Below are 21,690 nucleotides of genomic sequence, written 5' to 3'. Positions count from 1 at the left end.
TATTTATGCTACATTAGCGGCAATGTTTATTAAAACAATTCGATCGGTTTCTACACTATGAAGAAAATCTTTTATCTGCTTTCAATGCTGTTAAGTTACCCTCTGGTAGCCCAAAATAATTACATAGTTAATACGCCCAATTCCATTACACCTGGACAAAACAATACGTTTGTCGGGCCTGGCGCTAGCAATAGGACTGATTTCTCTGGGAACAATAATACCATATTGGGTACTGAGGCTGGGGCTAGCACTTTTGAAGGAAATAATAATATTTTCATGGGCTATCGGGCGGCAGCTAATAATAGGTATGGTGATTACAATATTTTCATTGGGAATAATTCAGGTTTGCAAAATTGGGGTGGTTATAACAATATTTTCTTGGGTCATCAGGCTGGTGAAAATAATCTCTTTAGCGCTTACAATGTGTCCATAGGGAGACAAGCTGGTTATTCCAATCAATATGGTAATTCAAATATCAATATAGGTATCCAGTCGGGTTTTAGTAATAAAACGGGGCGGTATAATATTATGATTGGGGACTCTGCGGGATTCAGTAATACCGTTTTTGGAAATGTGTTTATTGGATCAAAATCGGGCTATAGCAATAGCTCAGGTACCGACAACGCTTTCGTCGGGTATCAAGCTGGTTATTCGAATACAACTGGCAAATGGAACTCATTTTTTGGTAATGAGGCAGGTGTTTATAACACAACAGGGTATTCTAATGCTTTTGTTGGGTATCAAGCCGGAAATCACAATACAACAGGGGCCAATAATGCCTTTATGGGAGCAATGGCCGGTTTCACGACAACGACAGGCTCATTTAATACGTTTACCGGTTATGTTGCTGGTACCTCCAACACAACTGGTAGTGCAAATGCTTTTTTTGGAGGCTCTGCGGGCTCTTCCAATACAACAGGGCAACAGAATACTTTTGTAGGCACTAGCTCGGGTATAAATAGTACAACGGCCTCAGCCAACACCTTCATTGGTTATCAAGCAGGCTATAATTCAACCGGAGCTTCCAATACGTTTTTAGGTTATCGAACAGGATACAACATAACTACTGGCAGCAATAATATAATAATTGGCCCCAACTCGGGAACGGCCATAACCGATGGCAATGACAACGTGCTGATGGGTTATAATAGTCAAGCCGACGATGGCCTGCAAAACGCTATTGCCATTGGCGCCAACAGCCGGGTAGCCGCCAGTAATGCGCTCATTTTGGGCAATCAGGTTAACGTAGGCATTGGCACCTCAGCTCCCGTAAATCGCCTGGAAGTGGTTAGCCAATCGCCGAATACCAGCGGCCTAACCTTAACGAATCTAACGGCTTCCAGCCCAACGACCCGAACTACTGACCAATTCCTGACGGTGAGTGAAACAGGAGAAGTAATCAAAGCTCGGTACCAACTTCGTATCAACAACCCAAGTGAGTGGAGCGATAACGTGTTTAGTCCATCCTACCAGCTACGTTCCCTATCGTCAGTTGCTGCTTATATTGATCAATACAAACACCTGCCAGGCATACCCTCAGCCGAACAGATAGCCAAAGAGGGTATTGACCTGGTCAAGATGAATGCAACCCTGTTAGAAAAAGTAGAGGAATTAACCCTGTACAGCATTCAACAGGACAAGACGATTCAAGCACAGCAACAGGAGCTACAGATTGTCAAGCAAGAGCAGGCTGAATTAAAACGGCTACTTAACCAGCTCTTGAAACAAAAGTAAGCGTGTAGGAAGTGTAGAAAGTGCAGGTCTAAAAACAATCTTTTTTTCGCTTGTGACTTTTGGGGGCGTCTCCATCGTCTTATTAACACTTTCTCCAGTGCTAGTCCGTAAGAATAGAGCCCGGCCTATTAAGCTGGGCTTTTTACTTGAAAACGCCTTTTATAGGCTGTGCTGAGTTAAAAAAGTTAAAAAACTCCCCTCGACAATCACCTTTTTACAAATTTTATGTACAGGGTACAGCAGGAGCCGAAAACGCCTTTGTAAAAAGGCCCCATACCCCCTTTTTCGCACGATTTAAGTTGAACAAGTAGAATAAGTACCCCTTTTGTAGGTTTTGTAGGGTAGACGAGTGCCCGTTTTAGAAATAACTGAGATCAATTTAAGGCAATTGATTCTTCCTTGTGAGTCACCAATTAGCATTTATAAAAAAAAGAGGAGAGGGGGGCGCTTCCCCTCTATTAACACGGAAAAGGCAGAAGAAACCGAAAAATCCTCTAAGCTTCAAACTGTCAACATGATCCGATACCTGGGGGATTACTGATTATAGTATACTGCAAACTAAAAAACAGCGATAAAGCCAGCCAATTGATATGTTTGACTTGTATTGTATATAACAAATTCATAACATAGCAGTTTAGTGATTAATCTGGGTAATTCGATGACTAAACTACTAGATACTATTGACCCCGTTCCCCCCGAAAATATCTACCGAGTTGATACCTCCCGCAGAAAACTCATCCCTTTATACAGCTCTACGGTAAAAGCCGGGTTCGCTTCTCCTGCCGAAAATTATATCGAAGCCAGACTGAACCTGCAAGACCTGTGTGTGGCCCATCCCGACATGACCCACTTTGTCAAAGCCAGTGGCGATTCGATGACGGGCGATTACATTTTTCCAGGCTCAATCCTGGTTGTTGATTCTACGCTGGAGCCTGTTACGGGCAGGATCATCGTGGTTAGTATTGACGGCAACTGGTGCGTAAAACGATACGTCGAAGAAGAGAAACGGGTTAAACTCGAATCTAGTAATTCAGCCTATGCTCCTATCTACCTGACTAAACAGGAACGTCTCGAAGTGCTGGGCGTTGTGACTTACATCATTTCCAAGCCACCGAAGTATGTACGCCCTCGTTGATGCCAACTCGTTTTACTGCTCGGTGGAGCGCAGCTTTAACCCTGCTCTGGAAGGCAGGCCCATTATCGTTTTGTCTAATCGAGACGGTAATGTGATTGCCCGCAATGCGGAGGCTAAGGCGTTAGGCATCAACATGGCAGGCTACTTCTTTGAGATGAAAGAGATGGTAGCACAGCATAATATTGCTGTGTTCAGTAGTAATTATGTGCTTTATGGCGATGTATCGGCCCGGTTAATGAGTTGCCTGGCCAAGTTTGTGGAAGACGTGGAGGTCTATAGCATTGATGAAGCGTTTCTACTGGTCGATGATAGCTATAATCAGTACTACCCATCCTATCAGGGTTTAGGGGAGACCATCCGTGTGAAGATCAAGCAGTGGTTACGGCTGCCCGTGAGCATCGGCTTCGGTCCAACGAAGACCTTATCGAAAATAGCCAATCGACTAGCTAAGCAAAATCCAGCCTATCAGGGCGTCTGTGTGCTGGATACACCGGATAAGATTGGTGAAGCCTTGCAGGCGTTTCCTGTTGAAGACATCTGGGGAGTTGGGCACAGATCGGCTAGTAAACTGAAGAAGTTCGACATACGCACAGCGGCTCAACTACGGGACGTACCTGATGACTGGATCAGGCAGCAGATGACGGTCAACGGAGTCAGGCTGGTCTATGAATTACGTGGTAAGCCCTGCAAACTACTGGAAGTAAATCCACCAGCCAGAAAAAGCATCTGTACAGAACCCGGTTTTGGCCAGGTAACGCCCAGCTTCGAGCAGGTTCAGGATGCGTTAACGTTTCATCTGTCGAGAATCTGCGAAAAGCTCCGTAAACAGGATTCATTAGCGGGTTGCTTGATTGTTTATTTACGTACTGACCCCAACCGCAAAACACCAGGTAATGGGCTACCCAGTAAACAGTTTAGTAATTCCCGAACCGTCCGCTTACCACATCCAACCAGCTCAACCGCTGAACTGCTGCAATATGCTTCGGCGGCTCTGAAAGAGATTTTCTCTTTCGGTTATCACTACCTGCGGGTTGGTATTATGCTGACCGACCTGGTACCTGCCGATTACCGGCAGAAGGGGTTATTTGTTGAAGGGCCCAATGAAAAATCATTGAAGCTGGCGAATGTGGTAGACAAACTAAATTACCGCTATGGGAAGGATACGCTTAGGCTAGCGTCCCAGATGCATGCTCCTGAATGGCCGATGAAGCCAAAGTTTCTATCTCCCTGCTATACGACTCGGTGGCAGGACATTCTAATCGTTAAATAAAACCAGATATATACGATGAATCGAAATGAACGCGCTCAGGTATGGGCCAGAAAGGATGAATTAAGCAAGGCGCTTATCCAGCTACCGGCCGATGATAAACGCTCACGAGAGCATATTCAACAGCAGATTGAAATCTGTAATCAGGCGCTGGTACAGGATAAGTTTGAGGTTATTAGCCAGACTGATGAATGACCCTGATGAGAGCATAATAAAACGGGGAAAGGACGGTATTAAAAACGGGGTTTTTCCCCTCGGACTGACATCAGTATAGACAAGTTGTTTTTTACTTTCTAGGTGACACAGCCTTCATGATCATAAAAAATTGACACTTCTTTAAAACAATTACGCCTTGACTTAAGGCTTTGTAAACTACCTTTATTCACACATTATTAATAAAAACTTACACTCGTAACTAGTATCTATCCATGAAAAGTTAATCATAATAAAATGCCAATACCAGACTTTGATCACAACTATGTTTTGCCTCCTCATCTAGGTGATCCAACAGAACCATCTCACTTATCGCCTTATAGCAGCTCAATTCTAGAGATTTGTCAGAAGTTTGGTACGTCTCCAAACAGGGTTCAAATTTTGAAAAATCTTGTTGAGTTTCGGCGAAATATGACTAACTTAGGTATTATTGAGGGCTTTCAATGGCTAGGTGGAAGCTTTATGCAAGATATAGAAACGCTGGAAACTAGAGCACCCAGAGACTTAGATATTGTAACATTTCACGGTTTATTGACTACCCACCAATTTAGTTTAATAATTCATAGTTTCCCTGAATTTAGATCTTCTGTTTTATCAAAAAAAAACTTCCTTCTTGACCATTACCCTGTAGATTATTGCTTTAAACCTGAAGTTACAGTTGAACACACAAGGTATTGGATACAGTTATTCACCCACACCCGTTTAGGGCTATGGAAGGGTATGGTAAGAATTGAGCTTAATACCCCTTTTGATGACCAAGCTGCGCTTGACTATTTAAATTCGATATAATCATGAGCCTTTACAGAAGAAAACAAAGTATAAAAGCTCAGATAGTCGAAACACAAAGGCTACTGGACATGGTTGGAGACCATCCCCTGATGTCTTTTGGGTTAGCTGAACGGATTGAAACATTAAGACAAGAGTTAGACTCGTTGCCAACAGAGTCTTTTGAGCCGAAAGTTCAACTTCTTTTTAGTGGGGAAGCAGTAAGCGGCTCTCAAGGAATAAAGGCTAGTTTTGTTAGTAAAACTATCCCCCCATTTCAGGAATTGGTTAAGTCGAAGACTTCCAAAATAAGAGGAGGTAGGGCTCGAAGAGGTGAGAAAATATTAAGAAGTAAAAGTACAGATTTATTTGTCACAGCACTTCCACGTGGGTCTTTTGGCGTAGAGTTGAGTCAGATGGAGACAAATGGACTATTTGATAGTGTTGATGTTTCAAGGGGAATAAAAGATGTAATGAATTTAATATCAGACTCAACAAGTGATGAAAGCTTTGAGTCTATACTTGAGAAAACGACACAAAATGATTTAGTAAACTTGAAAAAATTCCTCCGGGGAATCGTTGAAGAGAAATCCATTTTAAAAATGGAGAGTGGAGAGCTTTTTATTGAGCTGTCCAAAGATAAAATCGCCGACGCTTATGAAAGAGTGGCCCTAATAATTAAGGATGAAAGTGAAGATTTTCTAAAGGGAATTTTTAAGGGAATCTTACTTGATTCTAAGAAGTTTGAATTCGTGCTTCAAGATGGGAAAAAAATTTTCGGATCTATCGATGACGAATTAAGTGAATGGCAATTGATAGAATATAATAAGCTTTCAAATACTTTTTGCGAGTTTCACTTAAGAACTTTTAAAATAATCCTTAAATCAGGTGTAGAAAAAACAAAATATCGACTACTTGGTATAAAACCTTTAAATGAGTAATCTATTGACAGGTTAGTCGCTGGATATTTTTGTTTTTAAACTTTGATCTTATCCACACTAGCTTCAATCATCTTCTGCACACTCTCCGACAGATTCGACAGAAGATCATACCCCGTTTGCTTCTCGACTTTATCGACACTAATCCGGTTAAGTCCCCACGACTGCTCACCCACCGCATTCGTATTGCCCATCCAAACCGCAATAACTCGCGTCTGCGCGTTGATACGGTTTAAGTCGTCCGAACCTACTGGCAGTACCACAATCACCTTCCAGAGCACAGTAGGAACAGTTAGTTTACCACTGGCTATACTATTCACCTTACCGTTATCTCCTTCACCACCTTTGCCATAGGTTCCGGCAATTATATAGAGTTCATTTCCCTGAGCTACCAGGTTCCGGCAGTATTCTTCTAGCCGTAACCATGCCTGCCGGTTAAGTTGCGGTGCTTGGGGGACAATGTTGGTTAGAATAAATGTAGTCCTGTTTTCCTCGGCTGTGCTATCCCTGTCATCCGATGGGCAGAGGTGCCCACGATCAAAACCTGTATTGGTATAATCGCTGTGCTTCGCCTGAAAGAAGCTGGTAGGTAAAGTCTGGTCAGGAATGAAGTTCCCGGTATAACGCGAAGCCAGCCCCTTCCAGGCTGACGACAGGTGCCAGCTAGACCAGTTGGCTATACCTGTAGAATTGTTATAGGAAAGCGAATAGGTAGAGCGAACAATCAATTAACCGTTGGGACTGGATTCTGACGTCTTTGCTCCATCAGGATTACCTAGCGCCATGTTATTGTCTCTTGTCGGTGTGGTATCGTTCGGAGCTGTAACGGACGGTTCTTTACACTGAGTAAGGATAAATAGAAGAAAAAACGCTGAATAAATGCGAAAGTAGGATTTCATATAATTAACCGTTGAGAATTAAGCTGATGAAGCCTCAACCCAAAAATGCAAACCGTAGTGCAAACCGCCCTACACCTTGTCATGAAAAAAGCCGATTAACATTGCTGCTAACCGGCTAATTATCATGCTATTTATGGGTGAGCGGGAAACGAGGTTCGAACTCGCGACCTGCAGCTTGGGAAGCTGCCGCTCTACCAACTGAGCTATTCCCGCTTATACCACAAAAATGTGTGTTTAAAACCAGAATGTCAAGAGGTATCACTAAAGCGTATGGAGTAGTTCTTTAATTGTCGTATATGTATGATCTAACTGCTCGTTTGTCGTGCAATAAGGCGGCATCAGGTATAAAACATTACCCAGCGGGCGCATCAAAATACCCCGTTCAAGCAGAAACGTATAGGCCACATCCCGAATGCTATTGAAGTATGATGTTTGCTCGCCTGCCTTCAAATCGAAGGCAAGTAAAGTACCCTGTTGCCGGATGTTTTCAACCGTTGAATAGGCGGCTAGTTTCTTAGCGAACTCGCTGTGCTTCTGGGTAATTCGCTGAATCGCCTGCTGGGTTTCGGTCGATAGTAGCAGGTCCATACTGGCTAGGGCAGCTGCACAGGCTACGGGGTTAGCTGTGTATGAGTGCCCGTGGAAAAGTGTCTTATGTTTGTCGGTCGATAGGAAGGCTTCGTAAATAGCTTTTGTACAGGTGGTTATACTTAAAGCCATGGTGCCGCCCGTCAACCCTTTGGATAAACACATCAGGTCGGGTTTTTCCGCCAAATGATCAGAAGCAAACAGGCGACCTGTGCGGCCAAAGCCTGTCATGACCTCATCGGCAATGATCAATATACCTCGACGACGTGCCATCCTGATTAAGTTGTCGAGTACTTCGGGCTTATACATAATCATACCCCCTGCGCCTTGTACCAGGGGTTCAACAATAAAAGCCGCCGTGTCGTCTGTAAATAAAGCTTCGGCCTGTTGCAACACATCGGTTTCCTGGCCGGGTATTGGGGTAGGTAGGTAATCGACATCGAACAGAAAAGGCGCAAATGGGGCTGTAAAGGCACTGCGACCGCCAACCGCCATCGCACCAAATGTGTCGCCATGATAGGCATTCTCCAGCGCCACTACCTTTCGACGGGTTTTGCCCAGGTTATGCCAGTATTGGAACGCCATTTTCAAGGCTACTTCAACGGCTGTTGAGCCGTTGTCGGAATAGAAAACCCGCTTCTGATTTTTGGGTAAAATAGCCAGTAGGCGTTCGGCCAGTTCAACTGCTGGTTCGTGCGTGAAATCGGCAAAAATGACGTGCTCAAGTGTTTGAAGCTGCTCGGCCACCCGTTGAGCAATGTAGGGATGGGCATGCCCGTACAGGTTGACCCACCACGACGAGATCATGTCCAGATACTCGCGACCATCTGGTCCGTAAAGTACAGAGCCTTTGCCACTTGCAATAGCTATGGGAGCGGGAGCCGTTTGCATTTGCGTGAACGGATGCCAGATCACAGCCCGGTCGCGTTCTGCTAAATCATTCATTGGAATACGTTGAATAGTAGTGATATATCGGCAGTAAGATCAGAAAGGCCACTTGCCCTGTGCGCGCATTACCTGTTCAATAACGTCCCGAACGGCTCCTCCTCCGCCCATCTTGGGCGATATGTACTTGCAGATGGCCTGAACCACATCGACCGCATCGGCTGGACAGGCGCTCAATACGTCTGGGCGATTGAGAATAGTATAATCTGGAAGGTCGTCGCCCATGTAGAGAATTTCCGATTCGTTCAGACCGTCGCGGGCAATATAGCCGAGGTAGGCGTTTACTTTCTGATCGGAGGGGCCACCCATAAAAATGTCTTTTACATTCATATTCGTTAGCCAGTTCCGAACGCCATCAGCATTGGAGGAAGATAAGATACCAACCCGAAAGCCAGCTTTCAGGGCCTGCTCGATGGCGTAGGTATCCCGAATATTAACCGTACGAAAGCGTTCGCCCGATGCCAGCAGATGAACACTGCCGTCGGTCAATACACCGTCGACATCGAAGATAAACGTTTTGATGTGTGTAAAGCGATCCTGTATAGCTGCCATGCTGCAAGTTTAGTGAAAACCGGGCGACTGTTCCGTATTTTTGTCCAATGAATGCTTATGACCTCTCTTCGGCTACCGGGTCACCGACCGATCTTCCTTCAGCGTTTCGTGATCAGATGCAGGCGCAACTGGGCTCTGAATTTGCTGACTTTCAACAAGCATTGGCAGGGCCAGCTCCCGTCAGCATCCGGCTGAACCCTCGTAAGCCTGGTTATGATATTACAGATGTAAGCCCGGTTCCCTGGTGTAACGATAAGGGCCCGGTTCAGGGATTTTATTTAGCGGAACGCCCGAGCTTTACACTCGATCCCCTGTTTCAGGCGGGTGCTTATTATGTGCAGGAGGCCTCATCGATGCTACTCTATGAAGCCCTGAAACAAAGCGTAAATCTGAGTCGCCCGCTGCGTGTGCTGGACTTGTGCGCTGCACCGGGCGGAAAGAGTACCTTACTGGCATCGGCATTGTCGGCCGATAGTTTGCTGGTTTGTAATGAAGTGATTCGGAGCCGGGTATCAGTTTTGCGGGAAAATCTGGACAAATGGGGCTACTCCAACGTAGTGGTAACGAATCACGACCCCGAAGATATGACCAATCTGTCAGGCTTTTTTGATGTGGTTGTGGTCGATGCGCCCTGTTCGGGCGAAGGGCTTTTTCGGAAAGACCCGGACGCTATGGAGGAATGGTCTGAAGCGAGTGTGCAACTCTGCTCGGCCCGTCAGAAGCGGATTCTGGATGCGGCTATACCGTTGCTGGACGAACGGGGTATTTTAATCTATAGTACCTGTACCTACAACGACAGCGAGAATCTGGACAATGTTCGGTATCTGACTGAAAACGGATTCAGGAACCGTCCACTGATTTTACCCACAGACTGGCAGATTGTTGAAAAGTATGTGGATAACTCCGTTGGTTACCAATGTTATCCACATCGAGTGCAGGGAGAGGGCTTTTTTATCAGTGTTTTTCAGAAAATGACCTTTACGGCGGTCGTCAAACTGGATGCCCGCACATTCCGTAGCATCCGGGCCCTGCGTCCGCGCGAAACATCGACGGCTATGAAGTGGCTGGAGCATCCCGCCAATTTTTCGTTCTGGGAAAAGCCCAACGGCGATGTGATGGCCTTACCGAAATCGCTGGAAAAAACGTTTCTGTTTCTGGATAGCGCCCTGCGCAACAAAGGTTTTGGCCTGGAGATGGGCCAGTTCAAGGGGCAGGATTTTATTCCGTCGCACGCCCTGGCGCTCAGTACCGACTGTAATCAGAATCTACCGGCTATTGAGCTAAGTAAAGAAAACGCGCTCCGGTACTTTAAGAAAGAAAATCTGGTATTCGACGAGCCCGTCAAAGGCTGGTTACTCGCTCGGTACAAGGGGCTGAATCTGGGCTGGGTAAAAGGGGTCGGCAATCGGGTCAATAATTATCTGCCCAAAGACTGGCGTATCCGAATGGATATAAAAGAATACGTATGAAACGACTATTGGCTATTTCCGGTCTAATATTGATTTTCCTTGGCATAGGGTATTGGGTTGGGCCAACGGCGCATCCTGATGCCGTTAAAGATGAGGTTATTACACTTGATCCCGATCTGGTAAAACTGGAGCAGCGTATTGCCGAGTCGGAGCATCAGTCGGATGTACGGCCCGACAATGAGGCCCGGATTGTCTGGGCCGATAGCCTGCATAAAGTCAAAACGCCTTACAGCATCGTGTATCTGCCCGGTTTTTCGGCAAGCTGGGCCGAAGGCGACCCCATTCATCGGGAAATTGCTAAACGCTTTGGCTGTAATCTGTACCTCGCCCGACCAGCCGAACATGGTATTAACGCACCCGATGCCTTTAAAAACATTACACCGGCCAACTACGCAGCGTCGGCCGAACAAGCACTGGCTATCGGTAAGGCTTTGGGCGAAAAAGTAATCGTCATGGGCACGTCGGCAGGGGGGATGCTGTCGTTGTATCTGGCGGCCCATCACCCCGAAATCGACGGACTGATCTTGTATTCACCCTGTATTGCTGTGGCTAATCCGGCTTTAAAACTGGTGACGGGGCCTTGGGGAAAACAGATTCTCGATCTGGTGTTTCGGGGCGATTACCTGATTAATACGCATTACAGTGGCGAACGGTCGCGGTATTGGTTGCCAAAATACCATACGAACGGTCTGATTACGCTCCAGACGATGCTCAATACCTACATGACGCCCGAACAGTTTCAGCAGGTGAAGCAGCCGGTATTTCTAGGGTATTATTATAAAGATGAAGACCATCAGGATCAGACGGTATCGGTAGCCGCCATGCTGAAGATGTATGATGAATTGGGTACACCTGCCGATAAAAAACGAAAAGAAGCGTTTCCCGATGCTGGTGCGCATGTAATAGCCTCGCACTTTACATCGAAAGACTTACCAGGCGTGTATCGGGCAACAGAAGCTTTTATGAGCGATGTGCTAAAATTGCCTCAGGCGACAACGTCCGTTGCAGGGGTAGCTTTCAGTCACAAGGGCAATTCGACAAAAAAATAACCTAACTTTGAGGGATTAATGAATAATGTGCAATGAATAATGAGTGGCCTTCATGCTACTAATCCATTATTCATTATCCATTAATCATTATCCATTTTTGATCAATACATATGGCTTACGGATTACTGAACGGAAAACGCGGCATCATTTCGGGTGCTCTGAACGAACAATCAATCGCCTGGAAAATCGCCCTGAAAGCGAAAGAAGAAGGGGCTAGTATTACGCTGACTAACGCGCCAATTGCCATGCGCATGGGCGAAATCAAACAGTTAGCCGAACAAACAGGAGCCGAAATTATTCCGGCCGATGCTACCTCGGTCGACGACCTCACTAATCTTTTTACGAAATCGCAGGAAGTGCTGGGCGGTAAAGTCGATTTTGTGCTGCATAGTATCGGTATGAGCCCCAACATCCGTAAGGGCAAAGCCTACACCGATCTGAATTACGAATGGCTCAAACAAACGCTCGATATTTCGGCTGTTTCGTTCCATAAAATGATGCAGGTCGCTTATAAGCTCGACGCCATCAATGAGTGGGGTTCGGTCGTGGCGCTGACCTATATGGCTGCCCAGCGGACATTCCCGTTCTATACCGACATGGCTGACGCTAAAGCCATGCTCGAATCCATTGCCCGTAGCTTTGGTTATCGGTATGGAAAATACCGCAAAGTTCGGGTCAATACCGTATCGCAGTCGCCAACGCAAACCACAGCGGGTGGCGGTATCGGTGGCTTTGACAAGTTTTTCGACTTTGCCGACAAAACGGCTCCGCTGGGTAACGCTACGGCTGATCAATGCGCCGATTACGTTATCACGTTGTTCTCCGACCTGACACGCATGGTGACCATGCAGAACCTCTTCCACGACGGCGGTTTCTCGATGACTGGTATCTCGGAAGAAGTAATGAATCTGATCACAAAGGAATAGCTGGGATACAGATACGAGGGGCAGGAAGCACATATACTGTGTGCTTTCTGCCCCTCGTGTTTTAGTTGTTCGTACGTCGCGATCAGGGTAGTGAAACGACAATCATCCTTGACAACGTAAGAAAGCTACCGTCGAGGGTTTCCAGTTCGGTACGCTGATTGTCGTGCCAGATGCAGGCATGATAAAGGCTATTTAGTTTGTACGTCCCGCTTGAATAAATCGTATCGTTGGAAATAGCCAGATTTTGACAAAATGCCTGACTGGCATTTTCCGGAAGCGGCTGTAGCATCTCGGTTACCATTCCGGTTGGGGCAATGCGCCAGATTATCGGCAGAAATCGTTGATAATCCAGAATGTTCAGATACAATTGCCCGTGGTTATCTATTGCCAGTTCATGTAGCCGCTGGCTAGCCGGATTGACCGATTGGCTTAACTGAAACCGATAGTTGTTTTTCCAGATGGTTGGTACGGGCGCCGATCGGTCGAACTGGTCGTTGACTTCGCCAACCGAAAAAATACCCTGTTTGGTAGGAAGTATGGCAAATACCAGCGATTTGACAGGCTCCGAATCGACCTCCCTAACCCGGATACTATCGTTTTTATCCACCGTCCAGTAGATGGGCCTGCTTACCGACCTGCCGTTTAGAGGTAGCATTTGAATACCACCAATGTACAAATGGTCCTGGTAGCTCATTAGATTCCCCGTACTTAATTCTTCGCCCCGAATGGCATTTGCTCCCCCATTCAAAAGGATCAGTTGAGGTGAACTATTCGAATTTATTTTCCAGAGAACAGGACGTAAATCAAGATCACCCAGTATATAACCGATGCCCTGGAAAAAATGGATGTCACGGGCTCCGGCTCTGGCGTAGTCTGTTTTTGGAGGAATAGGTAAATCAATTTTACGACCGTTTTTCCAATAGCAGGGCTTCATTCGCTCATCTGAATCGTCAACATAATAGCCCGCGATATAGAGGTCATGGCCTTCTTTCTGAAGTCCGTAGCATCCCGTCTCCAGCGCCGACCCTGATTCGAGCCGATGAATTTTCCCCTGTTCCCAATAGACGGCTGCATACTGCCGGGTTTTGGGGTCAAGTGTAGAGCCAGTGGTGTAAATTATGACCGAGTCTTTCCCGTCGATAGGCGAAACGGTATCAGAGGGTCGGCAGCTAAACAAGCTGAGCAGCCAGCCAGCTATAGCGGCTAAATAGAGCGGCTTTACATCGGGTTTATAAGCCAGCATACGAATACGTTGCGGTCAGTGTACCACCGGCATCGGTTTGAGTGTGGGCAGTTGGGTACTTCTGGCCGTTATACTGGTACGTATAAACCGACTGATGAATCTGCGTTTCCTTGCCATCGGGCCCTTTCGCAAATTGCGTAATCGCCGAAGGGTTATTCACCTGAAAAGTTACGTTGGGCAGAAAAGGGTAAAGCGTCCAGAGGTTCGATACGTTTTTGTGCGAATCATAGCCCGCAAAACGAGTAATCAGCTCTTCCCGATATCCTCCTGTCTGATCATCCTTGCTTAGGTCGACCAGTTGCGTTAGATTCCCTTTGGCATCATACGCAAACGTGCGGGCAGTTTCGGTTTTATTCGGCCCTTCTCCCTGCGTAATGTCTACCCGAGTTAGTTTGTTATCAGGCGAATACTGATAGGTGTACGTAGTTGTTAGTTTGCCATTGGACGAAAACTCCTGAGTAAGCTTGACCTTGTCGCCATCATAGGTATAGATAACATACGATCCGTTGGAGGCTTCCAAGCGATTCAGCCGATTGGTACTGGCATATAGGAAGTTGTAGACGACTTTACGTACCTGATTGGTGTTCTGAATATACAGATTCTGAGTTGTATACCGAATGGGTACATTGGCTGCGTCGTATTCGACTTCCTTATAATCGGTATCGGACCAACTGACTTTCGTTTTTTTGAAAACATGAATCGAGTCGTTCGACTGATCGGGTAGCTTCCCTGTATCGGAAGGCAGGGGCGTTTGGGATTGACAGGCTGCCAAAGCGAGCAATAGACCCAGTGATAGGATTGACGTGTGTCGTGTCATGGTGTTTACTGTTTTAAAATGGATTCACTAGTATGAGCGCAATTGAGGACTGAACGTTCTGGGCTCAGGTACGAACCGTCAGGAAAGCAGGTTGAAGTGTCATAAGAGTCAAGTGAATCGTATATAGGCTGGCGATGGGCCACAACATGCAAAAAGGGATACGAATGAACGTATCCCTTTTTGCGTGTTGTGTGGTCAGATGCTCACATCTGACCTTGAGAGGTTTCTCAAAACCGATACGACATTCCACTAAAATTTCATCTCCTGGGTTAAATAGGTTGCCCGGTTATCACCGTTGATTCGCACCGTTGCCGTTAATGGCTTTGAAGCCCAATTGATAGTAATTAGTCCATAGTTGAGTTCTGTAATCATGCTCCCAACACGGTGGCGGTTGGGTTCCTCATGTGGAGCCGATACGTGTGTCAGACCGCTGCTGGTAATATCATATACGTCGTACGACAGACCGGGTATGTTGACCTTCGATACTTCGGCCATATGGCGGTCACCACTGATGAAAAAGGCGCCTTTGGGTTTGGTCTTGCTTAGTAAATCCAGCAGTCGTTTGCGGGCAGTCGGGAAGTTGGCCCACTTTTCATATACGTGCTCTTCGGGTAATACCTGAACCCCACTGCCAATAATATGCACATCGGCATCGGAATTGGTTAGTTCTTTTTCGAGCCATTGCCACTGGGTTTCCCCCAGCATATCGCCTGTGGGGTCGGGTACATTTTTCTTATTCTCTTTCTTAAGCGGGTCACGAAAATACCGGGCATCCAGCAGAATGACTTTCACTCGTTGTCCTTTTGGACCATATACGTGCGAGGAATAACCGCCTTCCTGCGTGCGTAAAGGGCTATCAGTAGGTACGTCCAGAAAATCGAGCATTACCTGCTGGCTTTGTTTCCGCATTGGATATTCCTTTCCGCCATCGTTTACCCCGTAATCATGATCATCCCAAACGCCAATGATCGTCGAGGTTTGGCGCAACTGCTGATACCCCGGATTGGCTTTCTGAATGGCGTATTTAGCCCGGAGTGTATCCATATTTTCCGAATCGCCGTAGATGTTATCGCCCAGCCAGATCCAGAGGTCAGGCTTCTGTGCCACGATATCATCCCATAGCGGTTTGGGGCGCTTCTGGTCGCTGCACGAGCCGAAAGCGATGGTTGTCATGGGCTTGGATGGGTCGGCAGTTGGAGCAGACCGGGATTGATCATTCGTTGCGGTGCTGGGTTTCGTGGAGTGGCAGCCAACCAGTATCAATGTGCCAAAAGAGATAAGCGTAAGCAGTGTTTTCATCAGAACGTTTCGAATGGTTCGGGTAGTAAAAGTAAATAGGCACTTCCGATTCTGGCGCTTGTTCAAGATTTATTAACTTTGCCGTACTGAAAGATCGCATCACCTATTACCGATTTGCGCCGACAACGACTGCTACGTTCTGGCAGGTTGCATCGGTTTAGCTGCACTAATCTGTGTAGCGAAAGGCTTAATCTATACCAACGATTAAGCATCGGTTATCAATCTCGTATCAACTAATAGCTAATCGATGAAATCGGGTCATTTCATCACGGGGATGTCGTGTCTGACATCCTTCCTTCTGGTTGTTGTTTTCATGCACGACAGCCAGGCAATCAATCTCTAAGAAAAACATCATGGAAAAAGAAACCATTCATAAATCAATCATTCGCGATTTCTACCGTCGGGCGGTAAGGGAGGGCGACCTGACATTTGCCGAACAAATCATCGCCGACGATTATATCCAGCATAGTACAACCGTAAAACCTGGGAAGGCAGGTTTGCTGGAAGCGCTTGCCTATATGAAGCAGATGCCTAAACCGCCTACGACATCGGTACCCTTTATACGCCTGATTGCCGAAGGCGACTATGTGGTTACGAACATGAGTTTTGGCTGGGCGGGTAAACAGAAAGCCGTTATTGACCTGTTCCGATTTCGGGATGGACAGGTTGTGGAGCATTGGGACGCTATGGCCGACCAGCCCGAAATCACGCTGAATGGGCACGCGCTTATAGATGGGCCTTTACCCCACGAAACGCCAGAATCAACAAGCCAGAATAAAGCCCGCGTTGCCGATTTTATAGAGCAGGTTTTCATAAAGCGTAAGCTAGAAAAGCTGCCTGACTTCGTTGCTGATACGCTTAAACAGCATCGCCCTGAAATCGCCAATGGCCTTTCGGGTTTAAAAGCCTATTTGCAGCAACAACCGGCCCAACAGACAGTAGAAAACGTACTTCGGATCATTGCCGAAGGAGATTTTGTCGTGGTTCAGTCGTCAGGGACGTGGCAGCAGAAACCGACTGTCTTCTATGATGTTTTCCGGCTGGACGAAGGACTGATTGTGGAGCATTGGGGATTGAAGTAGGGTATTTAGCTTGACTCATCTTCTAGAAAGAGATGGGTCAAGCTAAGTTTATTCCTCCCAACTGCGAATAATCCGGCTGCCGTTCTCTGTGGCTTCAGCCCGGATATAGGTATCTACTTCCTGCTGTAACTCCTCTACATGCGAGATAATACCCACAATCCGGTTTTCAGAACGGAGTGACTTCAGGGTTTTGAAGACTGTTTGCAGCGAATCTTTATCCAGGGTGCCAAAGCCTTCATCCAGAAAGAAGAGGTTTTGTTTGGCTTTGGTCAGGTGCTGAATATTGTCTGATAACGCCAGTGCCAGTGATAAAGCGGCCTGGAAGGTTTGCCCTCCTGAGAGCGTTTTTACACTTCGTACTTCGCCCCCATTGAGGTAATCGCGTACCTGAAAATTGTTTTTCTCGTCAAGTTCCAGTTTGAGTTGGTTGTTGGTCAGCTTGAAAAAACGATCATTGGCCGATTCGCAGAGGTTTTTCAGGTATACCGACGAAACGTAATTGACAAATCCCTGCGCCCGGAACATCTCGTCCATCTTCTTTAAATCCTGTTTCCGAAGATCAAGCAAATCATATCGTTTCTGATGCTCCTGCTTCTCGGTCCACTGGCGTTTCAGCGTTGTCAGAACATTAGTAAGCTGCCCAATTTCCTTATTCAGGTTGTCTTTCTGTTTGTGTAAGGCCTGTAACTGAGTCTGAACCGTTTGCAAGGCGACCGGGTCGAAGGGCGATTTGGCAAGGTCGCTCTCCAAATCGGTAATCTGTTTGCGTAACCCTGCACATTTTTTGTCGTATTCATTAATACGACTCCGTTCCTGATCAATGTCGACGGTACTCTGTAAAACCTGTTCGACTACATCACGGGTAAGGTTTTGCTTAACCAGATTCTGGGTTATAACATCTTCAAGATCCTTGATGTCAGCTACTAACTCCGCTAATTGATGGGTGACTTGCTGATGCTGTTCGGTTAGGGTCGCCTGTCGTTTTTCGGCGTCGGCCTTCTGCTTATCGGCCGTTTCAAAATTGTTCTTCGTTTGTTCGTAGGCGTTGATGAGCGAATCGCGCAGGTCTGTGATCTGGCCTAAATCCCACTGTTGTACTTCGATCAGCCGAAAATTCTCGAGTGATTCAACAGCGGTTTTCAACTGCCCGTTCAGTCCAGCAATCTCTTTGTCGAATACATTCAAATTCTGCTCTTCCTCCCACTTAGTTGCTTCAAGACTTTCGATCTGCTTTGTCAACTCCTGGATGGCCTTCTGAGCTTCCTGCAATTGTTTCTGCTGGTCACTTTGCAGCCGAATGGCATCCGTCAGGTCAGATTCCTGGCGTTTATCAAAGTCAGTCCAGATAAAGGCATCTTCGTGTTCGGTCAGTCGCTGCACCACGGCAGTCCGCTCCTGAATCAATCGTTTACTATTCTCCAAAGCACTACGCAGCTCTTTTTCCAGTCCTTCAATTGTGAGCCGAAGTGCTATTGTATCATCAATCTGCTGACTAATTGCCTGGAGTGCTTTGTCACTTTCGGTTACCAGTTGCCGAATCGCTTCCAGGTTGGGCTTTGTTCGGGACTGGTGCCGAATGGGGTGATGTTCGGAACCACACAGTGGGCAGGGAGCCCCTTCAGTCAACGACTCGGTAAACTGGCTTAGCTCCTGTTGAACGAATGCGTTCTGATAAGCCTTTTCGTGCGCTTTCCGGGCCGATTTTAATTGAATCAGTTCCGAATCAATCTGTGCCGGAAGCGTTTTGAGGGTAAAACGGCCCCATTCGGCGGGGAAGCTCAGCAGAGACGTATCTTTTCGTTGTTTAATCTCGTTGATCGTAGCTTCGTAGTCGGCATACTGCTTGTCTAAGTCATCGGCCTGTTGCTTTAAAGGCTTGTAAACGGCAAACCATTTTTCAATCTGATAAAGCCGCTCCAATTCTGATGTTTGCCCAAACAGCCCTTCGGTAAGCGCCTGATGCTTTTTTCGATTGGTTTTATGCTGCTCAATGGCTTCCTGTGTCTGTTCAAGCCGACCGATAATGTGCTGACGTTTCCGCTGCTGGAGCGCAACTGCTTCCTGTACCGTTCGTATAGTTTGTACCGTGTCGAGTTCATCAATCTGCTTTTGCAAATGACCACGACCTTCATACGCTTTTTTCGTCGCTTCGTACACCGATTGGAACCCCACCAACTGGCCCGTCAAGTCTGAGAGCTGCTCCGACGCTTTCTTTTCAGCCTGCAACAGACCCGTTTGCTTATCCTGCAATTTTCGTAGACCGACCAAATCGCTTTGGAACACCAGTCGACAGGTTTCATACAGGGCAATAGTTTGCCGAAGACGTTGATAAGTAGCTTCCTGAGTTTGCAGAATCCCCAGTTCGCGTTGCAGATTCGTCAGTGTCTGCGTCTGGGATTGAGCCTGCACCAATTTTCGTTCGACCGATTCTAGCTGATCAATTTCGGCCTCTTTGGTTCGGACGGCATCCAGCGTCGAAGCAATATGATTCTCTGCCAGCGTAATCGATTCGGGCGTAACGGTTTCCAGCGGAGCCAGCAATCCGCGTAATTCGGCGAGTTGATCATCGTTGGCTTTATTGAGCTTGCTGACTCGTCCCGACAAATCGTATTGATCCAGTTTAAATAACTGGTTCATCATTTTGGTCCGCTCAACCGGGCTAAGTTCCAGAAACTCCCGAAACTGGTTCTGCGGAATAATGATTGTCCGTTTGAAATTATCGTAGTCGAGGCCCAGAATCTGCCGGGTCAGTACCGAAACGTCTTCTTTTTCGTTGCCCAGCGGTTGCCAGTCGTTCTCCTGACGAACGAACAGGCGCCGTTCACCGGGATTGATTTCATGGTGTTTTTTTGGGTGCCGCCTGGCTTCGTAAACAAACTTATATAATTGCTGGTCAGGGCCAGCCTGGAACTCAAAGTCGATCAATAGGTGATTTGACTTCAGGTTCATCATGTTATACTGGCGGTTGTCGCGACTGTTCAGCCGTTCAGTTTCTCCATATAAGGCAAAGCTGATGGCTTCCAGAAGCGATGTTTTGCCGCTGCCCACCCGCCCGAATATGCCAAAGACATTGGAACTGATCAGTCGTTGAAAATCAATGGTCTGTACATCCTGATACGAATAAAGGCCCTGGATCGACAGTTTAATAGGAATCATTCAGGTTCGGTAGCTAAAATCTCCCGAAACAATTGTTGCAGGCGGTCATTGGGTTCCTGCCCTTTGTTTCGGCTTTTAAAATAATTCGCGAAAAGCGATTCAATACTTTGCGTTAGATCAATAGCAGGCGTTGTTACCTGTTCAGGTTCGTCAATATCCCGAACATCCGGAATAATCGTCACTAAGGATGTATGCGCCTGTTGAAGCTGACGTCGCTCCTCACTGGTCAGGTACGTTGGGGTTTGCAGCGTGATTTCAGCGTAACAGTTCGGATTCTGGGTCAACCAGTCAACCGCTTCATCGACTCGTTTAAACCGTGGCCGTAGCAGTCGCTTTCCCGTTTGTAAAGCGATGGGTGTTACAACGGCGGGTTGCCCAGGCTCCACATCAATACAGACTACATATTTCTGCTGATCGGCTTCCGCAAAACTATAGGACAATGGACTACTACTATAAACAACCGGACAGGGGCCTCCGCCTAATTCCTGATGCCGATGCAAATGACCCAATGCTGCATACTGTACCTGAGGAGGAATCATATCGGTATAGGTTAACGAAGCGCCACCAACCTGTAAAATGCTGCGCTCATCCTCCGACTCTTCGGGCTGTTCTCCTCCGCGCTTCATCATGAAAAGATGAGCCATAAGTAAATTAACCCCTTTATCGTCCATATAAGCATCAGCCAATGTTGCCCAATGATGGCCTAAACGTTGCCGGAACTCATCATCCTGGTTAGCCATGCCGAAATAAGCCTGCATCCGGGTTTCATTGGCATAAGGCGTCAGAATGATTCGTACCGGCGAATCGAATTGAGAAAGCTTCAATTCGATAAAGCCCGGAGCTGATTGAAGTAATTTAGCCTCGCAGCTTAATTCATGGGAACGAATTATGGTTTTAGGAAAGCCCGCAAACAAAATTCCACATTCCCGACCGAAATGATCCTGCGCTTCAATCCGATCCGGATTATCATGATTACCAGCAATAGCGACAACCGTTCGCTTCCCACCCGCCGTCAACTCTTTGAGCGTACTATATAATAAGTCTTCTGCTTTCGGATCAGGATTGAAGGTATCGAACAAATCACCAGCCACTAAAACCAGATCGGCTTGTTCGCGGTCGGCGATTTGGATGATTTCTGCCAAAACATCCTGTTGTTCCTGAAGCCGCTGAAAATCCTGAAGGCGTTTTCCCAGGTGCCAGTCGGCGGTGTGTAATATTTTCATTATAGATGTTGACGCAACTTATATGCGACAAAAGAAAGATGCAATATAACCCATAGAGCCTGTTTAATTGACTAACAAACCAGGTTTGGCATGCTTTCTTTGCTGAGAACAGAAGGAAACAAGTGCTCTTGAAAAAAGTTTAAAAAAATATTTGTCAGATAACCTACCAGCTATCAGCTACTTAGCTACTGATAGCTATACTAGCTCAAAACTATTTTAGGGGCAGGTCTTGACAAGGGTGAAAAAAGCCCCTACCTTTGCAGTCCCAAATCGAAAGAAACGGGGCTGATTGAGAAAGCAATCGCTTAACAATCAGCAAGTTAAGTATAAGCCCCTGAAAATCAAGTCAAAAAAATATTTTCAGATTTTACTTGACAAACCGCAAAAAGT

Annotated in this window: 18 protein-coding genes and 1 tRNA gene; 10 read left to right on the top strand and 9 right to left on the bottom strand. The window is 46.6% G+C overall.

Features of this window, described 5'->3' with window-relative positions:
- The first annotated feature begins 528 nt into the window (after positions 1 to 528).
- The 6 genes from BGO59_RS19825 to BGO59_RS19800 all read left to right on the top strand — a co-directional run bounded on the left by BGO59_RS19825 (position 529) and on the right by BGO59_RS19800 (position 6,055).
- Positions 529 to 1,734, top strand: coding sequence for a hypothetical protein (locus BGO59_RS19825; protein ID WP_365981911.1), 1,206 nt, complete (start codon positions 529 to 531; stop codon positions 1,732 to 1,734).
- 658 nt (positions 1,735 to 2,392) lie between these two features.
- On the top strand, positions 2,393 to 2,869 hold the full coding sequence (gene umuD, locus BGO59_RS19820) for a translesion error-prone DNA polymerase V autoproteolytic subunit (protein ID WP_293685978.1): 477 nt from the start codon (positions 2,393 to 2,395) through the stop codon (positions 2,867 to 2,869).
- Positions 2,853 to 4,139, top strand: coding sequence for a Y-family DNA polymerase (locus tag BGO59_RS19815; RefSeq protein WP_293685976.1), 1,287 nt, complete (start codon positions 2,853 to 2,855; stop codon positions 4,137 to 4,139). The genes umuD and BGO59_RS19815 overlap by 17 nt, the downstream gene beginning before the upstream one ends.
- 15 nt (positions 4,140 to 4,154) lie before the next feature.
- On the top strand, positions 4,155 to 4,331 hold the full coding sequence (locus tag BGO59_RS19810; protein WP_293685974.1) for a hypothetical protein: 177 nt from the start codon (positions 4,155 to 4,157) through the stop codon (positions 4,329 to 4,331).
- Positions 4,332 to 4,586: 255 nt separating this feature from the next.
- On the top strand, positions 4,587 to 5,138 hold the full coding sequence (locus BGO59_RS19805) for a hypothetical protein (RefSeq protein ID WP_293685972.1): 552 nt from the start codon (positions 4,587 to 4,589) through the stop codon (positions 5,136 to 5,138).
- A gap of 2 nt (positions 5,139 to 5,140) precedes the next feature.
- Positions 5,141 to 6,055, top strand: coding sequence for a hypothetical protein (locus tag BGO59_RS19800; RefSeq protein WP_293685970.1), 915 nt, complete (start codon positions 5,141 to 5,143; stop codon positions 6,053 to 6,055).
- A 35-nt stretch (positions 6,056 to 6,090) separates the two neighbouring features.
- On the opposite strand, the gene BGO59_RS19795 is transcribed toward BGO59_RS19800, so the two are convergent.
- The 4 genes from BGO59_RS19795 to BGO59_RS19780 all read right to left on the bottom strand — a co-directional run bounded on the left by BGO59_RS19795 (position 6,091) and on the right by BGO59_RS19780 (position 9,036).
- A complete protein-coding gene (locus BGO59_RS19795) occupies positions 6,091 to 6,780 on the bottom strand; it encodes a DNA/RNA non-specific endonuclease (RefSeq protein WP_293685968.1) in 690 nt (229 codons plus the stop codon).
- Positions 6,781 to 7,091: 311 nt separating this feature from the next.
- Positions 7,092 to 7,164: transfer RNA gene (locus tag BGO59_RS19790), tRNA-Gly, on the bottom strand.
- A 48-nt stretch (positions 7,165 to 7,212) separates the two neighbouring features.
- Positions 7,213 to 8,484, bottom strand: a complete 1,272-nt coding sequence (gene bioA / locus BGO59_RS19785; protein ID WP_293685967.1) for an adenosylmethionine--8-amino-7-oxononanoate transaminase — start codon at positions 8,482 to 8,484, stop codon at positions 7,213 to 7,215.
- Between the two features lie 39 nt (positions 8,485 to 8,523).
- On the bottom strand, positions 8,524 to 9,036 hold the full coding sequence (locus BGO59_RS19780; protein ID WP_293685965.1) for a 3-deoxy-D-manno-octulosonate 8-phosphate phosphatase: 513 nt from the start codon (positions 9,034 to 9,036) through the stop codon (positions 8,524 to 8,526).
- 47 nt (positions 9,037 to 9,083) lie between these two features.
- Between BGO59_RS19780 and BGO59_RS19775 the strand changes: the two genes are divergently transcribed.
- From BGO59_RS19775 to BGO59_RS19765, 3 genes are all read left to right on the top strand, one after another.
- On the top strand, positions 9,084 to 10,505 hold the full coding sequence (locus BGO59_RS19775) for a methyltransferase domain-containing protein (RefSeq protein ID WP_293685963.1): 1,422 nt from the start codon (positions 9,084 to 9,086) through the stop codon (positions 10,503 to 10,505).
- Positions 10,502 to 11,554, top strand: coding sequence for a carboxylesterase (locus BGO59_RS19770; RefSeq protein ID WP_293685961.1), 1,053 nt, complete (start codon positions 10,502 to 10,504; stop codon positions 11,552 to 11,554). Before BGO59_RS19775 ends, BGO59_RS19770 begins: the two co-directional genes overlap by 4 nt.
- A 110-nt stretch (positions 11,555 to 11,664) precedes the next feature.
- Positions 11,665 to 12,480 (top strand): SDR family oxidoreductase, encoded by an 816-nt coding sequence (locus tag BGO59_RS19765; RefSeq protein WP_080054266.1) that lies wholly within the window; start codon positions 11,665 to 11,667, stop codon positions 12,478 to 12,480.
- 82 nt (positions 12,481 to 12,562) lie between these two features.
- Here BGO59_RS19765 and BGO59_RS19760 read toward each other — a convergent pair whose 3' ends face one another.
- The 3 genes from BGO59_RS19760 to BGO59_RS19750 form a co-directional block, all read right to left on the bottom strand.
- The gene (locus BGO59_RS19760; RefSeq protein WP_293685958.1) at positions 12,563 to 13,723 is read right to left on the bottom strand and encodes a hypothetical protein; all 1,161 of its coding nucleotides are present in this window, start codon (positions 13,721 to 13,723) and stop codon (positions 12,563 to 12,565) included.
- Entirely contained in the window at positions 13,710 to 14,540 is an 831-nt protein-coding gene (locus BGO59_RS19755; RefSeq protein ID WP_293685956.1) for a hypothetical protein, read from the bottom strand. Before BGO59_RS19755 ends, BGO59_RS19760 begins: the two co-directional genes overlap by 14 nt.
- A 249-nt stretch (positions 14,541 to 14,789) precedes the next feature.
- On the bottom strand, positions 14,790 to 15,839 hold the full coding sequence (locus BGO59_RS19750) for an alkaline phosphatase D family protein (RefSeq protein ID WP_293685954.1): 1,050 nt from the start codon (positions 15,837 to 15,839) through the stop codon (positions 14,790 to 14,792).
- A gap of 353 nt (positions 15,840 to 16,192) precedes the next feature.
- On the opposite strand from BGO59_RS19750, the gene BGO59_RS19745 reads away from it, so the two are divergent.
- Complete coding sequence (locus BGO59_RS19745; protein ID WP_293685952.1) at positions 16,193 to 16,921, top strand: nuclear transport factor 2 family protein; 729 nt, start codon at positions 16,193 to 16,195, stop codon at positions 16,919 to 16,921.
- A gap of 48 nt (positions 16,922 to 16,969) precedes the next feature.
- Here the strand turns inward: BGO59_RS19745 and BGO59_RS19740 are convergent, their stop codons facing one another.
- On the bottom strand, positions 16,970 to 20,077 hold the full coding sequence (locus BGO59_RS19740; RefSeq protein ID WP_293685950.1) for an SMC family ATPase: 3,108 nt from the start codon (positions 20,075 to 20,077) through the stop codon (positions 16,970 to 16,972).
- Entirely contained in the window at positions 20,074 to 21,300 is a 1,227-nt protein-coding gene (locus BGO59_RS19735) for an exonuclease SbcCD subunit D (protein WP_293685948.1), read from the bottom strand. Before BGO59_RS19735 ends, BGO59_RS19740 begins: the two co-directional genes overlap by 4 nt.
- Positions 21,301 to 21,690: the final 390 nt, after the last annotated feature.

The organism is Spirosoma sp. 48-14, from assembly GCF_001898575.1.
Lineage (GTDB): Bacteria > Bacteroidota > Bacteroidia > Cytophagales > Spirosomataceae > Spirosoma.
Note: the sequence above shows the minus strand (reverse complement) of the source record. Positions and strands in the feature narration are given on the sequence as shown.

Excerpts from the sequence above, each read along its gene's own strand:
- BGO59_RS19780 (WP_293685965.1), bottom strand. The coding sequence starts at position 9,036 with ATGGCAGCTATACAGGATCGCTTTACACACATCAAAACGTTTATCTTC.
- BGO59_RS19800 (WP_293685970.1), top strand. The coding sequence starts at position 5,141 with ATGAGCCTTTACAGAAGAAAACAAAGTATAAAAGCTCAGATAGTCGAA.
- BGO59_RS19765 (WP_080054266.1), top strand. The coding sequence starts at position 11,665 with ATGGCTTACGGATTACTGAACGGAAAACGCGGCATCATTTCGGGTGCT.
- BGO59_RS19825 (WP_365981911.1), top strand. The coding sequence starts at position 529 with ATGATTGGGGACTCTGCGGGATTCAGTAATACCGTTTTTGGAAATGTG.
- BGO59_RS19750 (WP_293685954.1), bottom strand. The coding sequence starts at position 15,839 with ATGAAAACACTGCTTACGCTTATCTCTTTTGGCACATTGATACTGGTT.
- BGO59_RS19805 (WP_293685972.1), top strand. The coding sequence starts at position 4,587 with ATGCCAATACCAGACTTTGATCACAACTATGTTTTGCCTCCTCATCTA.
- BGO59_RS19735 (WP_293685948.1), bottom strand. The coding sequence starts at position 21,300 with ATGAAAATATTACACACCGCCGACTGGCACCTGGGAAAACGCCTTCAG.
- BGO59_RS19775 (WP_293685963.1), top strand. The coding sequence starts at position 9,084 with ATGAATGCTTATGACCTCTCTTCGGCTACCGGGTCACCGACCGATCTT.
- BGO59_RS19740 (WP_293685950.1), bottom strand. The coding sequence starts at position 20,077 with ATGATTCCTATTAAACTGTCGATCCAGGGCCTTTATTCGTATCAGGAT.
- BGO59_RS19745 (WP_293685952.1), top strand. The coding sequence starts at position 16,193 with ATGGAAAAAGAAACCATTCATAAATCAATCATTCGCGATTTCTACCGT.
- BGO59_RS19770 (WP_293685961.1), top strand. The coding sequence starts at position 10,502 with ATGAAACGACTATTGGCTATTTCCGGTCTAATATTGATTTTCCTTGGC.
- umuD (WP_293685978.1), top strand. The coding sequence starts at position 2,393 with ATGACTAAACTACTAGATACTATTGACCCCGTTCCCCCCGAAAATATC.
- BGO59_RS19755 (WP_293685956.1), bottom strand. The coding sequence starts at position 14,540 with ATGACACGACACACGTCAATCCTATCACTGGGTCTATTGCTCGCTTTG.
- BGO59_RS19760 (WP_293685958.1), bottom strand. The coding sequence starts at position 13,723 with ATGCTGGCTTATAAACCCGATGTAAAGCCGCTCTATTTAGCCGCTATA.
- BGO59_RS19810 (WP_293685974.1), top strand. The coding sequence starts at position 4,155 with ATGAATCGAAATGAACGCGCTCAGGTATGGGCCAGAAAGGATGAATTA.
- bioA (WP_293685967.1), bottom strand. The coding sequence starts at position 8,484 with ATGAATGATTTAGCAGAACGCGACCGGGCTGTGATCTGGCATCCGTTC.
- BGO59_RS19815 (WP_293685976.1), top strand. The coding sequence starts at position 2,853 with ATGTACGCCCTCGTTGATGCCAACTCGTTTTACTGCTCGGTGGAGCGC.